Origin of the sequence: Hutsoniella sourekii ATCC 700629, from assembly GCF_000518205.1 — a bacterium.
GTDB lineage: Bacteria > Bacillota > Bacilli > Lactobacillales > Aerococcaceae > Hutsoniella > Hutsoniella sourekii.
Genome location: NZ_JADD01000024.1, coordinates 1 through 14,365, shown reverse-complemented (window position 1 = coordinate 14,365; position 14,365 = coordinate 1). Strand labels below are relative to the sequence as shown.

Here is a 14,365-nt window from a genome sequence, read left to right as displayed (position 1 = left end):
AATTATTTTTGTAACTAATGAGGAGGAATTTTACATGGCGAAGTATATTGCCAAACGTATACTTTATGCGCTCATAGCCTTACTGGTCATTGTTACAGTGACGTTCTTCCTGATGCGAATTGCACCGGGGAGTCCATTTGCCACTGAACAAAATAACATCTCACCAGCTATCCAAGAGCAATTGAGTGCCACTTACGGGTTAAATGACCCATGGTATGTCCAATATTTCAATTACGTTAAGAATGTCTTTACTTTTGACTTTGGAGAATCAATGAAATATCGTGGACGGACTGTTAACGCAATGATAGCTGAAAGTTTCCCAGTTTCAGTGCAACTGGGCTTACAGGCCTTATTGATATCTCTAGGACTAGGGGTATTACTGGGTGTGATTGCTGCAATGAATCACAATAAATCCGGAGACTATTTTGCAACAACCGTTTCTGTTCTAGGCATTTCTGTGCCATCCTTTGTCTTGGCTGGTTTGTCTCAGTATTTCTTTGGTTTGAAGTTAGGTTGGTTCCCAATCTCTGGTTGGCAAAGTCTACTTCACACAGTCCTACCAACGCTAGCCTTGGGAATGGTCCATGTGGGAAGTATTGCTAAGATGACCCGGTCCGGCTTATTAGAACAGAACACCTCAGAATATGTTAAGTTGGCCCGTGCCAAAGGTTTGAGACGCTGGCAAGTAGTCTATAAACACTCGCTAAGAAATGCCCTCTTACCAGTCGTGACTTACTTAGGGCCACTAGTAGCAGGGGTTCTGACAGGATCTTTCGTTATCGAGAAGATCTTCGCTATTCCGGGCCTTGGCCGTCACTTCGTGACTTCCATTAATAACCGGGATTATACAGTTATTATGGGTATCACTGTCTTCTACTCTATCATCTTGTTAGGGATGGTTATTCTAGCAGATGTGATTAATGCCCTATTAGACCCTCGAATTGACTTAGAAGGAGGCAACGATTAAGATGAGTGAAATGCCAATAATCCAAGCCGATAAGTTTAAGCGAATAGGGATTCGTGAAGATCAAACGGATATTTTAAGCGATAAGCCCGTTTCTTTCTGGCAGGAAGTTTTTCAAACCTTCAAGAAGAATAAGTTAGCCATGGTTGGGATTGGGATTCTAATTGTTATCGCCTTGATGGCTATCTTTGTGCCGATCCTATCTCCATTTGAATATAGTGAACAAACAGGGGCCTATAACCATGCACCAAGTGCAGAGTATTGGTTTGGTACCGATAATTTAGGTCGCGATATTTTTGTTCGTGTTTGGGTTGGAGCTCGAATTTCCTTATTTATTGGGTTAGCTTCTGCCTTTGTCAGCGTATTTATCGGAGTGGTCTACGGTTCGATTGCCGGTATGGCTGGAGGCCGAGTGGACCAAGTAATGATGCGAATTGCCGATGTCTTGAATGCCGTTCCTTATCTATTGATCGTCATTATGCTATTGGTCGTTCTTGAGCAAGGATTACTACCTCTTATTCTAGCTATGTCGATTACGGGTTGGATCTCTATGGCCCGGATTGTTCGGACTGAAGTGATGTCCTTGAAGAATGAGGAATATGTACTGGCTTCTAGAACCTTGGGAGCGAGCCTAGGTCATATTATTCGTAAGCACTTGATTCCTAATGCGATGGGGATCATTATCGTACAGATGACGCTTTCAATTCCTAGTGCTATCTTTACCGAAGCCTACTTGAGCTTCTTGGGACTAGGTGTAACGCCACCGATGGCTTCTTGGGGAACCATGGCTAATGAAGGGGCAGAATCGATTATGACCGCTCCATGGCGTTTGATGTTCCCAGCTTTATTAATTTCTCTGACGATTTTTGCTTTCAACGCAGTTGGTGACGGCTTGCGTGATGCATTAGATCCGAAGTTACGGAAGTAGGAGGAATCATATGTCAGAATTATTATTAGAAGTAAAAGATTTAGCTATTTCCTTCAAGACCTTTGCCGGACGTGTGCGAGCAGTTCGTGGGGTCAACTTAAGTCTTCACTACGGAGAAACCTTGGCGATCGTAGGAGAATCAGGTTCTGGTAAATCAGTCACCAGTAATGCCATTATGCGTTTGATTCCTCAACCACCAGGTGAGTATGACTCAGGGGAAATTATCTTCGATGGTCAAGACTTGATGAACTTAGATGATGATCAAATGAGCAATATTCGAGGTAACGATATTGCGATGATCTTCCAAAATCCGATGACTGCCTTGAATCCGACCATTAAGATTGGTAAGCAAATTAGTGAAGTGATTACACTTCATAATCCAGATGTATCGAGCAATGAAGCTTATAAGCGGACGATTGAACTGCTAGAATTAGTTGAAATTCCAAGAGCAGAAGAACGCTACCATCAATATCCGCATGAATTTTCTGGTGGGATGCGCCAACGGGTTGTTATTGCTATTGCCTTGGCAGCAGAACCTAAGTTATTGATTGCCGATGAGCCAACCACAGCCTTGGATGTGACCATTCAAGCTCAGATTCTTGAGTTAATGAAGTCTATTCAACATAAGATTAACAGTGCCATGATATTTATCACCCATGACTTAGGGGTGGTGGCCAATGTGGCGGATTCAGTTGCGGTTATGTATGCGGGACAAGTAGTGGAGTATGGCAGTGTTAATGAAATCTTCTATAATCCTAAGCATCCCTATACTTGGGGTCTATTAGGATCTATGCCGGACTTGGAGAGCGACTCCAGTGAAGAATTGTATACAATACCAGGAGCCCCACCTAACTTGATTAATCCACCGGTAGGCGACGCCTTTGCTCCGCGTAACCAATTTGCTATGCAGATTGATTATGAACAAGAACCTCCTATGTTCAAGGTGAATGATGAGCATTACGCCAAGACTTGGTTGCTTCATCCAGATGCCCCAAGCGTGGAAGTTCCTCAAGCCATCCAGCGGCGAATTGACCGCTATTTAGCCCATGAAGGAGCGAAGTTAAATGACTAAGAAAAAAATATTAGAAGTAAAAAATTTAAAACAATATTTTGGTAATCCTGATAACCCCGTCAAGGCGGTCGATGGCATTAGCTTCGATATCTATGAAGGAGAAGTGCTAGGCTTGGTAGGCGAATCAGGATCAGGTAAGTCCACAACTGGTCGAGCGATCATTGGTCTTTATGAACCGACAGCTGGTGAGATTTCTTATGAAGGTACACCCGTTCGTCAGATGGGACGTAAGGAGTTATCAAGAGAGATTCAGATGATCTTCCAAGACCCTTATGCTTCCTTGGATCCTAGAATGACAGTTTATGATATTATTGGTGAGGCCTTCGATATTCATGGCCTATATAAGGATAGCAAGGAGCGCCAACAACGGGTCGCTGACCTATTGGAAGCTGTTGGCTTGAACCGCGAGCACACTAACCGTTACGCCCATGAGTTTTCAGGTGGGCAGAGACAACGGATTGGTATTGCCCGGTCATTGGCCTTAGAGCCTAAGTTTATCATTGCGGATGAGCCGATTTCTGCTCTTGACGTGTCGATTCAAGCCCAAGTCGTTAACTTGATGAAGCGTCTTCAAAAAGAACAAAATCTTACTTATCTCTTTATTGCTCATGACTTATCCATGGTTAAATATATCAGTGATCGAATTGCTGTGATGTATATGGGGAATATTGTTGAATTAGGACCTGCTGAAGAAATTTACAATGCGCCTATTCATCCTTATACGCGCTCACTTCTATCAGCTGTTCCTCAACCGGATCCAATTAGCGAGAGCCACCGGACCCGGATCCCTTATCAGCATGAACAAGCAACGGGAGAAGTTAAGCAACATGAAATCCATCCCGGTCACTATGTCCTAGGAACGGATGAACAAGCCCGTCGCTGGCAAGCAGAACTTATCGATTTCCATGCATAAGATCACTTGATTTTACTGCAGTTTTTAACCCCCAACCAAAACTTGGTTGGGGGTCTTTATAATTTTTTAGCGTAGCTTAAATTAATTTAGCTCCTAGACTATTTTTGAAATGGTCAAGGGCCCACTGGTCGCCAAATTCGGTGAAGGTGGCGACGCAATTGGTAGGAATCACAATTTTGAAGCCTTTGTTATAAGCATCTACCGCAGTATGAAGCACGCAAATATCTGTACAAACACCAACTAGATACAATTCCTCAATGCCCCGTTCTCTTAACTTGATCTCTAGGTCAGTACCAGCGAAGGCAGAGTAGCGAGTCTTCTCCATATAGTAGACGTTTTTGGCATCCTTGACTTCTTGGTAGTAGGTCTCTAAATCCTGATAGAGTTCGTGTCCAGGCGTTCCTTCAATATTATGGGGTGGGAAGAGTTGCGTTTCTGGGTGATAAGGATCATTTAATTGATGGGTATCAATGGCGAAGACCACGTAATCGCCTGCTTCAACAAAGGATTTTGTTAAATCAAGGATTTCCTGGTAGATAGCTTGCCCAGTTTCTCCAGCAGTTAAGGCGCCATCGTCAGCGACAAAATCTACTGTATAGTCAATATTAATGAGTGCTCGTTTCATGATAAATTCCTCTCTCTATGTAGATGGTAATAGAATCTAGCCAATATAGAACCATCTTACTCAAAAGTATGGTAGAATTCTAGTGAAATAATAAATTGGTGTGAATTTTAAATAAATATTTGAATAGGAGATAATAATGGAAGAAGAAACGATTTATGGAATTTATGGATCTGGCGAGAAGGCGGAGGCCATCATTGATTTGTTGGTTGGTAATGGAATTCCCCGTCAGGCTATCACTTTATATGCCAATGAAGATGTTGTCTTTGAGCTTCAAAATATTGACATCACGATGAAGGATGCCCAAGAAGCGCCTAGCAACCAGAAATCTTGGTTGGAGTCCTTTAAGGAATTCTTCAGCGAAGATGAAAAGTTGGTACTAGCAGATGGTCCGAATCCCTATGTTGATAGTGAAGTGGCTGACTTTCAAGATGAAATTGACCGTGATATGATTATTGTCACTGTGGAGCCAGAATACGAAGCCCAGATTCAAGCCATTAAGGCTCGCGCTAAAAAGGCCAAATAGTTCTAACTCTTGAAGTTTGAATAAAATGTGAATTAAATGAGTCAAATCAAGCCCAGACTATGAAAAAAGCGTTAAGATAAGCGTTATTGTTAGCTTTACGAATGATTTGGTGCTAATATAAAGGTGAAAGGGAAGCACCCTTTAATAAGTGATTAGGAGTGATATAATGAAAAAATCTCTAAAAAAATTAGCTTTACTAAGTATGAGCGCCATGACATTAGGTGCAGTTGCGGTGAATACCGTTGCCCTAGCTGAAGACAATTCAGAAGCAGCAGCTACTAGCGAAAATACAGAAACACCAGCAGAAGAAACTTCTCATGTTGAGGAGTCATCAGTAGCTGCCGAAGCCTCAGTGGAAGCAGAATCTGCTGAATCAGCAGCTGAATCTGCTAGCGAAGAAGCATCTGTTGTTGAAGAAAGCGCAGAAGCAGCTCAAGAATCAGCAGCTGTACCGGCTGTAGCTACTGAAGAAGAAGCCTCAGCTTTACAAAAAGCGGTTAAAACTTCAGTTGAAACTTTCCGTCAAACTTACCCAGATGTATCAGTCACAAAAGTAAGTGTTGAACAATTAGACGGATTAGACCAAGCCGTTCAAAATGCTGAAACAGCGATTTCTGAAGTTGCTGAAGGGGAAGAAGTAGATACTTCAGTTAACGAAAATGTCTTCAAGATTCAAGTTGAAGGTCGCGATGAAACAACTGAATACAGCTTAACTTACCACAGTGAAACTCAAGAAGTACTTGAAGAAGAAACTGAAGAGTTAGATGCAGAAGACCAAGCAGAAGCGATTGAAGCTCTAGAATTCGACAACTTATTATCATTTGATAAGTTAACAGCGATTGCGATTGAAACTGCTGGCTATGGTCAAGCGATCGAATGGGATCTTGAACGTGACTTGAACCCAGAAGATAAAACAACTGTAGATATCGAAGTAGTTGAAGATATTACAGATCCAAGCAAGGGTCGCAAGGCTGAAATTACTATCGATGCTGTAACTGGTGAAGTCATTAAGACTGAAGGCGAAGTTGTTAAACCAGTTCAACCAGCGGCAACAACAGCAACTGAACAAGCTTCATCAGAAGAAGCATCAGCTGAATCTGCTGCTGAATCAGCCTCAGAAGAAGCTTCCCAAGCAGAATCTGAAGCATCAGAAGCTAAAGAAGAAGCAGACTCAGCTTCAGAAGAAGCCGAATCAGCCTCTGAATCAGCTAGCAACTAATCAATTAGTAAAGCGATGAACTCCACCTTCGGGTGGAGTTTTTTTGTTGATCTTTCATCTTTTATTCATGGCTTGGTCCGACTTGATAGGCGATTGTATGCTATAATAAGCCAGATTAGAAAGTGAGGCGGTGATTGAATGTCTAGCTTAGAATTGAAGCAGGTGACGAGTGGCTATCAAGGAGTAGCTGTTATACGAGATATCAATCTACAAATTCCCTTTGGAGAAATAGTAGGATTAGTTGGCTTAAATGGTGCAGGGAAGTCTACTCTCTTGAAGACTATCTTGGGTCTTCTAACCCCCTTATCAGGACAAATAAGGATTGCCGGCCAAAGTATTGAGGAAGACCATCAAGCCTATGCCAGTCAGGTAGCTTATATTCCTGAAACACCGATTCTCTACCCCGAATTGACCCTGGAGGAACACTTGGAGATGACGGCTTTAGGTTATGGTTTGGATGTAGACTTAGTGATGAAGCGGGCACAACCTTTATTGAAACTCTTTCGCTTGGATAAGCAGTTAAACTGGTTCCCCAGTCACTTCTCCAAAGGGATGAAGCAGAAGGTTATGATTATTTGTGCCCTGGTCACCGATGCGAAGTTGTTGATTATTGATGAGCCTTTCTTAGGTCTTGATCCGATTGCGATTAAGGACTTCACTGAGCTTCTTCAGGAACGAGCCAGACAGGGGTCGGCCATTCTATTTACCACTCATGTCTTAACGATTGCAGCAGATCTTTGTGATTCCTATATCTTTCTTCAGTCAGGTCAAGTGGTGGCTGAGGGCCAGTTGGAAGATTTGCAAGCAGCCTTTGCAATGCCGCAGGCTAGTCTGGATGACTTGTATTTTGAAATGACACGTAGAGAACAAGTAGGTGGTTCCCTTGACTAATAACAATAAGCAAGGTCCTGGAGTTAAAGTTGAGCGGCGTCAAAGCCGACCAAGTAGCAGTGGCCGGGTTAGGGATCTGCCGCACTTATTCCAAGTGCGGCTTAATCAGCAACTTCAAGACTTAGGTAAATATGCTCGTTTAATTTTTAATGATCATTTTTCGATTATATTGTTGGCTTTGATGGCTCTTGGTGCTCTATTTTACCGTGACTTGTTAGGTCGCTTGCAAGATCAGCCTTTGAAGCAGGTTCAATTACCGGTGACCCTATTTGTGGTCTTAGTCTTAGTAGCTGGGATGTCTGTGGGACGACATGTCTGGTTGACTCAGATCCCTGACCAAAGTTACTTGTTTGCTAGGGGAGACCAATGGCGATCCTATTGGGCTAAGGGTTTGCTTTTAGGTTTTGTGCCGGGTGCTCTTGTTCTAGCAGCTTTACAGGCCTTAATCTTCCCCTTGATGGCCCTGGTGAGTGCCTGGGATCAAGGCCAGCTGATGTTATTTATAGGTGTGGGGCTAGTCTATCGCTTGAATCGTAGTGTTTCTGAGTATTTGGGGGCTTTTGTTCCAGAGCGGTCAGCAGGTAACCGTTGGTTGATTATTTGGCTAAATACCTTAGCTTACGGTCTCGGCTTGATCTTAACGGTCTATCTTCCCTCTGCTTATTATTTGTGGGGTTATCTGATCCCCTTAGTGGCTGTTCTTCTAATGAATCTTTACCTTTATAGTAAATTCAAGCGGGATCGCTTAGCATTTACTTGGGTAATTGACCAAGAACAAGCCCGCCAATCCAAGCTATATAAGTGGATTTCTATCTTTGCTGATGTTCCAAGCAAGGAAGTTCGGGTTAAGCGACGTTCTTACCTGGATTCCCTGTTAAAAGTTTTATCAACTAGACATCCTAATCCCTATTATTATATTTACCTAAGAAGTCTGTTTCGTAATCAAACAGATAGTGCCATTTGGTTGCGACTGGCTATTTTTACAGCTTTTCTTCATTGCTTTATCCAAAGCTCGCTACTGGCAGGAGTCTTAGGTTGTCTGTCCTTGCTGATGAGTTTAGTTCAATTAATTCCTTTAGCTAAGCGATATGACCGCCACCCCTTCTTCCGGATCTATCCTAATCAAGCCATGGGACAAACCAAGGCTTATGCTCAAGCCATTCGCCTGGTTACCTGGATTCAATTAATAATTATGGCTCTTGGATTGGTTATCGGTCAAAGACAAATCCTATCTACGCTCGTTATCTTCATGCTTTGGATTATTGTCTTGGAACTACTCATACGCTTCTATCTTCCTTGGGCTAGCCGATCCAAGCAAAAGCCAGTTCAATAAACGATGCGAAATGTTAGATTCCCCAGCTGTCTTCTAGTAGCTGGGGATTTTTTGTTACAAAACTCCAACGAGTCGAGTGGATCAGCTTGAAACTGTCAAGAAGATTGTGCAAAGAAGACAAAATACCTTAATAATTTGTGGTATTTTTGGTGGTATTAGCTTATGAAAACCTATACAATAGCAGTATAAGAACATTGGTGGTAGATGGCCAATGATCAGTCTAATAATCAGGAGGGATTTGTTAATGGGTTACAAGAACAATCAGACAGGTTACCGTGATGGTCTATTAACATCACGAGGAGTTATCAAGAAGAATAACTATGCCATTATTCCACATGATGGATTAGTTAATAATAGTATTCCAGGATTTGAAAATGTAAAAATCTCTATTCTAGGTTCCCCACGCTTAGGCGCTTCATTTAGCGACTATATCGCAGAATTCGAAAAAGGTGGCAAAAATGAATTAGGCTTTGGTGGCCCAGGTCAGCAAACGTTTGTCTATGTTGTCTCAGGTAAATTAATCGTTAAAGATGACCAAGAAAGCCATGAGTTAACAGAAGGTGGCTATGCTTACTTCCCAGAAGGACAGTTAATGTATTTAGAGAATGGGCAAGATGAAGTTACTGAAGTCTTCTTGTATAAGCGTGCTTATGAAGCCATTGAAGGCCATGAAGCCTATAAGGTGGTTGGGAATAAGAACGATCTAGAACCAATTGAATACGAAGGCATGAAGGATGTACTATTATGGGACTTCTTGCCAACTGATGACTTTGGATTTGATATGAACATTCATATTCTATCCTTTGAACCAGGAGCTAGTCATGGTTACATCGAAACTCACTACCAAGAACACGGTGCTTATCTCTTGTCTGGTCAAGGTATGTATAACCTGGATAACGAATGGTTCCCAGTCGAAAAAGGCGACTACATCTTCATGGCTGCTTACACTCAACAAGCTGCTTATGCAGTTGGCCGTGACGAGCCTTTAGCTTACGTTTATTCAAAAGATGCAAACCGTGATCCAGGTGTCGCACCTTTAAACTAGTCATTCAAGAGGAATCAATTAAAGGAGGAAATTTAATGTCTGAAGAAAAAACAGTAAAAGTTAGCGCACAACGTCTCCATGATTTAATTAAGAAGAAATTAATGGCTGCAGGATTAAACGAAGCTTCTGCAGAAGAGACAGCTGCTCACTTAACATATGCAGACTTATCTGGCGTTCACTCACATGGTGCGGTTCGTGTCGAATACTATGCTGAGCGTATTGCCAAAGGTGGGATCACTCATGATCCACAATTAAAGTGGGAACAAACAGGTCCTGCTACTGCTATCTTAGATGGTGACAACGGTCAAGGGCAATATGTTGCTAATGAAGCCATTGAACCAGGAATCAAGCTAGCCAAGGAACAAGGAGCAGCCGTTATCGGTGTTAGAAACTGTGGCCATACCGGCACGCTATCTTATTACTTACGTAAGATTGTTGAGTATGATATGATCGGGATTGCTATGACTCAATCAGACCCAATGGTTGTTCCTTATGGAGGGGCTGAACCTTACTATGGAACGAACCCAATCGGTTTTGGTGCACCAAGTGCTGGTTCTCACCCAATTATCTTTGATATGGCGACAACCGTTCAAGCTTGGGGTAAAGTATTAGATGCTCGCTCTAAAGGTAAGTCTATTCCTGATACTTGGGCAGTAGATGCTGATGGTAATCCAACCACGGACCCTCAAGCAGTAGCTGGTCTTGTACCAATTGCAGGGCCTAAAGGATACGGCTTAATGATGATGGTTGACGTTCTTGCAGCTGTCTTAATGGGACTTCCATTTGGTAAGAATGTAACCAGTATGTACCATGATCTCCATGATGGTCGTTACTTAGGTCAGATCTATATCTTAATTGATCCAGAGAAATTCGTAGGAGCTGAGAAGTTCAAACAAAGCATCCAACAAACTCAAGAAGAATTGAATGCCATTAAACCGGCAGGAGGATTCAGCTCTGTTCGTTACCCAGGCGAAGGTTCTAACTTACGTTACGACAAAGCGCTTGAAGAAGGAACTGAAATCCCTGAATCAATTATGGAATACCTTGAATCTGATGTGGTACATAATGACGCATACGAAGGCCTAAGTGCTTTTGCTAACTAATCCAATAAACATAAACAAGAATGTGAGATAAGTTATTCACACCATGTTTAATCAAAACAAATCGTTCAGATTTGTAACCTTTATTAGTAAAAAAAGAAAATTGATAATAGCGAAGAAAACAAACATTCCCTCAGCAGTAGTTTTAGGACAATTGACGCATAGCTCTCCCTTACGCCTATGGCGCTTAGGGAGAGCACAGTCAATTTAGCCGGAAAGAGCGTTCGCGCTCTGAAGGCGGTCCACTACAGCTGAGGGAAAGTTTGTTTTTCGAAGCTTTTAATTGATCGATTTTGACTCATCTTATAATTTCATTTTTAGAATGATTAATCGGTTGTTTATTAGCCTTCTTCGCTTAACTCCAGGGCTATTCTTAAGTTCAAGGAGTTATCCGGAGAAGATACGGAATAACCGAGGATTTCTTCGCAACGTTGGATCCGGTACTTGACAGTATTGCGGTGGACATATAGGTCTGCCGCGGTTTGAGCAATCTCGCATTGGTTGTCTAAGTAAGCCTTCAAGGTATCTCTGAGGTCCTGGCTACCAGTATCTTCAGGATAGGCGAAGCTCTTGAGAATGGAACGGCAATAGTATTGGACTTCATTATGGTTTAATTGGTTGAAGAGTTGATACATTCCCTTATTCTCATAATAACTAATAGACCCCTGACGGTTATTGGTTCGACTGCGTTCATTATAGGCAAGGCGGGCTTGGGAATAGGATTCCGCAATTTGTGATTCGTGAACATAAGCATTACCGACGCTGAAGACAATCTGGATATCTAGAATCCGTCTCAAGTCGCTAGCCAAGTCAAAGAGCACTTCCTCCAGTAAATGAGGACTCCGTTGTAGAATCAACAAACTTCCTTGACCATTAGGCTCCGGCATGACCAGGGTATTACTAGGAAGACTTGGATGGTCGACATACTTCAACCAAAGAGTAATCACATCCACAGCTTCTTGTTGGAAGACCGTTAGAGAATGAGCCCCCACAGTTGATTCCTCATGGACCAAGATGGCTTGGTAGTAGTCACTCTTAATATAGCCCATCTTAGAATCCAAGATTGAGCGTTGACCCGGGTGCTCGGACCGGTCTGATAATTGAGTATCAATTAATTCTTTGAAGTAATCCGTCTCCATATTTTGCTTGGATTGTCTAATCTTATCATCCTTAAAGAGAATAAAGCTCAAGACCATCGCCACTTGCTCGATAGCAAAGGATGAGAAAGGATAAGGAATCTTTTCTGAATGCAAAATAATTAGGTAATGAGGGAAGTTCCGGTAGACATAAATAGGAACCAAAGCCACCTGAATCTTTTCTCCTTGGTTATTGGTGATGAGAAAAGTGCCTTCCTTCTTGTTAACCTGACTGGCCTGAGAGAAGGTCTGATCCACCAAGTGGTCGCAAGAATGATAGCTTGAACCAAAGTGCTTGGAAGCCACGATGGTTTGGTGGAAGGGACTAACCAAGATGGCAGGACTATTAACGGTTCGACTGAATTCATCAATAACCACATCATAGTGGGCATCATTGATTAGAAGACTTGAGAACTTCTTTTGAATATCTAGAGCAAAGTTGATCTCTTCTTGTTGGGTCTGCCAAATAACATTGGAGAATTGGTGCAACAAGGAGCCGATAGGGTAGGTATCTGGAATTTCAAAAATTGGTATTTTCAGTTGATTGGCATGGTTGATTACTGTTGGATCTAATTCACCAATGAATCTCCCAGTCTTGATCCCTAATCCAGCAACCCTGACTTTGTCAATAGAATTTAAATAGTCAATCAAGCCAGATTGATCATCTTGGAAAATCATCGCTGTCGTTAAGATAATCGCTTGTTCGGGGATATAATAGGCAACATCAGGCGTCTCGCTGACTTCGACCGACTGAATTTCCAGTCCTGGAATGTCTGGAGAGGTTAAGAGTTTAATGTCACTGAAACGGGGCTCTGAAAGTAATTCATAAATAGTTGTCATGGCGCACCTCAATTTCATATTTTCCCGAACCCTAGAAGTTAGATAGGGTGGTGGAATGTTAAAGGAATTATACCGCAATAATTTTTTTGTGCAATCTGAACAAAAAACCGCAAGACTCAGTAGGATGAAACCTTGATTTCATAGATAAAAAAGAGGATAATTGACCAGTAAAATGAAAGTAATTAAAATCTTGGAGGGATGACTATGTATCAACCATTACAAATTCCGCAACGAACCATTATGACACCTGGCCCAGTTGAAGCTCACCCTCAGGTGCTTCAAGCTATGAGCAACCGAATCTTAGGTCAATTCGATCCAGCCTTTGTATCTTTAATGGCTGAGATTCAAGAGATGCTTAAAGAAGTTTTTGCAACCGATGGCTATACTCTCGGTGTGGATGGATCTTCTCGTTCAGGGCTTGAGGCTGGTTTGTTTGCCTTGATTAAACCAGGTGATAAGGTTCTAGTTCCTGCTTATGGTCGTTTCGCCTATTTATTAGCTGAGATTGCCGAACGTGCCGGCGGTGACGTAACCTTAATGGAGAAAGACTGGGATAGTCCTTTTGACCAACAAGAAATTATTGATCGCTTGGTTGCTGAACAGCCAGATGTTCTAGCGATGATCCACGGGGAAACGGCCAATGGTCAATTCCAAGAGCTAGACCAAATTGGTCAATACTGCCAAGAAAATGATATTTTCTTCTTGGTTGATATGGTCGCTACTTTTGGTGGGATGCCAACCCGCATGGATGATTGGGGAGTTGATATTGCAGTTGCCGGAACACAAAAATGTATCAGTGTGCCCGCAGGAATGTCATTTGTTGCTATGAGCCAACGTGCGGTTGACTATATTCGAAGCCGGGAACAAGTTGAACTAGGAATTCGCAAAGAAAGCGACCAGCCTAACGACGATTATATCCAGTCTAACTATTTAGATTTAAGTCAGCTTCTTCATTACTGGAGCCCTAATCCAATCAACCACCACACAGAAGCAACTTCACAAGTCTATGGTGCTCACACTGGTCTACGCCTAATTCTCGAAGAGGGTTTAGACAATGTCTATGAACGTCACGCCTTAAATGACCGTGCGATTAAGGCCGGTATTGATGCTATGGGCTTAGGATTATTTGGTGAATTAGAATCCAACATGGTGACAGTTACACCTGTTCTTATTCCAGAAGGAGTAGATGGGGATGCGGTTAAGAATACCTTATTGGAACAATTCGGTGTTGAAATCGCAGGCTCATTTGGTCCATTAATTGGTAAAATCTGGCGGATTGGTAACATGGGTTACTCTAGTCGCCGTGAGAACGTTTTGCAAGTTCTAGGTGCCTTTGAAGCAGCGCTTATCCACCACGGGGCTGATATTACTCCAGGTAAAGCTGTCCCAGCTGCCTTGCAAGTCTATTTGGACGCCCAAGCTTAAACGGATCCACTCATTGACTAATCTTAAAAGAGGCTGTAAGGTAAGTCCTCAAAAAACCCAGATTTTTATTCGACAAGAATAAAAATGCTGGGTCTTTTGATTTGTTCTAAAGATCAGAGCCAATTTTCTCATGTTCGTGGCCATTAACGCCAGTCCAATCTCATTATGAACCTTATCAATTCCTCTTACATGGAATCGGTTGAACCCTAAATTCGCCTTCAAATGTCCGAATGCGGGTTCCACATCCGTTTTTCGAAGGCTGTATATTAAGCTGTATTCTGGATCTGACAAGAGCTCTCGTTGCTTGGCTTTGTAGTACTCCCACTCCGGATTGATGGTTACCTTCCTAAG

Annotated in this window: 13 protein-coding genes and 1 pseudogene; 11 read left to right on the top strand and 3 right to left on the bottom strand. The window is 42.4% G+C overall.

Features of this window, described 5'->3' with window-relative positions; all coding sequences use genetic code 11:
* Positions 1-34 precede the first annotated feature (34 nt).
* The 4 genes from T408_RS0106570 to T408_RS0106555 are packed head-to-tail and all read left to right on the top strand — an operon-like array spanning position 35 to position 3,877.
* The gene (locus tag T408_RS0106570) at positions 35-967 is read left to right on the top strand and encodes an ABC transporter permease (protein ID WP_028119244.1); all 933 of its coding nucleotides are present in this window, start codon (positions 35-37) and stop codon (positions 965-967) included.
* Between the two features lies 1 nt (position 968).
* Entirely contained in the window at positions 969-1,892 is a 924-nt protein-coding gene (locus tag T408_RS0106565) for an ABC transporter permease (RefSeq protein ID WP_028119243.1), read from the top strand.
* A 10-nt stretch (positions 1,893-1,902) separates the two neighbouring features.
* A complete protein-coding gene (locus T408_RS0106560) occupies positions 1,903-2,964 on the top strand; it encodes an ABC transporter ATP-binding protein (protein ID WP_028119242.1) in 1,062 nt (353 codons plus the stop codon).
* Positions 2,957-3,877: an ABC transporter ATP-binding protein gene (locus T408_RS0106555; protein ID WP_028119241.1), complete on the top strand. Its 921-nt coding sequence runs from the start codon at positions 2,957-2,959 to the stop codon at positions 3,875-3,877. The genes T408_RS0106560 and T408_RS0106555 overlap by 8 nt, the downstream gene beginning before the upstream one ends.
* A gap of 76 nt (positions 3,878-3,953) precedes the next feature.
* Here the strand turns inward: T408_RS0106555 and T408_RS0106550 are convergent, their stop codons facing one another.
* On the bottom strand, positions 3,954-4,502 hold the full coding sequence (locus tag T408_RS0106550) for a cysteine hydrolase family protein (protein ID WP_028119240.1): 549 nt from the start codon (positions 4,500-4,502) through the stop codon (positions 3,954-3,956).
* 136 nt (positions 4,503-4,638) lie between these two features.
* On the opposite strand from T408_RS0106550, the gene T408_RS0106545 reads away from it, so the two are divergent.
* From T408_RS0106545 to allD, 6 genes are all read left to right on the top strand, one after another.
* Positions 4,639-5,025, top strand: a complete 387-nt coding sequence (locus T408_RS0106545) for a general stress protein (RefSeq protein WP_028119239.1) — start codon at positions 4,639-4,641, stop codon at positions 5,023-5,025.
* A 166-nt stretch (positions 5,026-5,191) separates the two neighbouring features.
* On the top strand, positions 5,192-6,244 hold the full coding sequence (locus tag T408_RS0106540) for a PepSY domain-containing protein (RefSeq protein WP_028119238.1): 1,053 nt from the start codon (positions 5,192-5,194) through the stop codon (positions 6,242-6,244).
* Between the two features lie 138 nt (positions 6,245-6,382).
* On the top strand, positions 6,383-7,135 hold the full coding sequence (locus tag T408_RS0106535) for an ABC transporter ATP-binding protein (RefSeq protein ID WP_028119237.1): 753 nt from the start codon (positions 6,383-6,385) through the stop codon (positions 7,133-7,135).
* Complete coding sequence (locus T408_RS0106530; RefSeq protein WP_028119236.1) at positions 7,128-8,468, top strand: ABC transporter permease; 1,341 nt, start codon at positions 7,128-7,130, stop codon at positions 8,466-8,468. Before T408_RS0106535 ends, T408_RS0106530 begins: the two co-directional genes overlap by 8 nt.
* Positions 8,469-8,712: 244 nt before the next feature.
* Positions 8,713-9,513 carry a (S)-ureidoglycine aminohydrolase gene (gene allE / locus T408_RS0106525; protein WP_028119235.1) on the top strand — a complete coding sequence of 267 codons (801 nt, stop codon included), beginning with the start codon at positions 8,713-8,715 and terminating at the stop codon, positions 9,511-9,513.
* A gap of 35 nt (positions 9,514-9,548) precedes the next feature.
* Positions 9,549-10,616 carry an ureidoglycolate dehydrogenase gene (allD, locus tag T408_RS0106520; RefSeq protein WP_028119234.1) on the top strand — a complete coding sequence of 356 codons (1,068 nt, stop codon included), beginning with the start codon at positions 9,549-9,551 and terminating at the stop codon, positions 10,614-10,616.
* 338 nt (positions 10,617-10,954) lie between these two features.
* Here the strand turns inward: allD and T408_RS0106515 are convergent, their stop codons facing one another.
* A complete protein-coding gene (locus tag T408_RS0106515) occupies positions 10,955-12,589 on the bottom strand; it encodes a PucR family transcriptional regulator (RefSeq protein ID WP_028119233.1) in 1,635 nt (544 codons plus the stop codon).
* A gap of 204 nt (positions 12,590-12,793) precedes the next feature.
* On the opposite strand from T408_RS0106515, the gene T408_RS0106510 reads away from it, so the two are divergent.
* Entirely contained in the window at positions 12,794-14,014 is a 1,221-nt protein-coding gene (locus T408_RS0106510) for a pyridoxal-phosphate-dependent aminotransferase family protein (protein ID WP_028119232.1), read from the top strand.
* A 10-nt stretch (positions 14,015-14,024) separates the two neighbouring features.
* Here the strand turns inward: T408_RS0106510 and T408_RS11095 are convergent.
* Positions 14,025-14,365 (bottom strand): annotated as a pseudogene (locus T408_RS11095) (transposase); the annotation flags it as partial.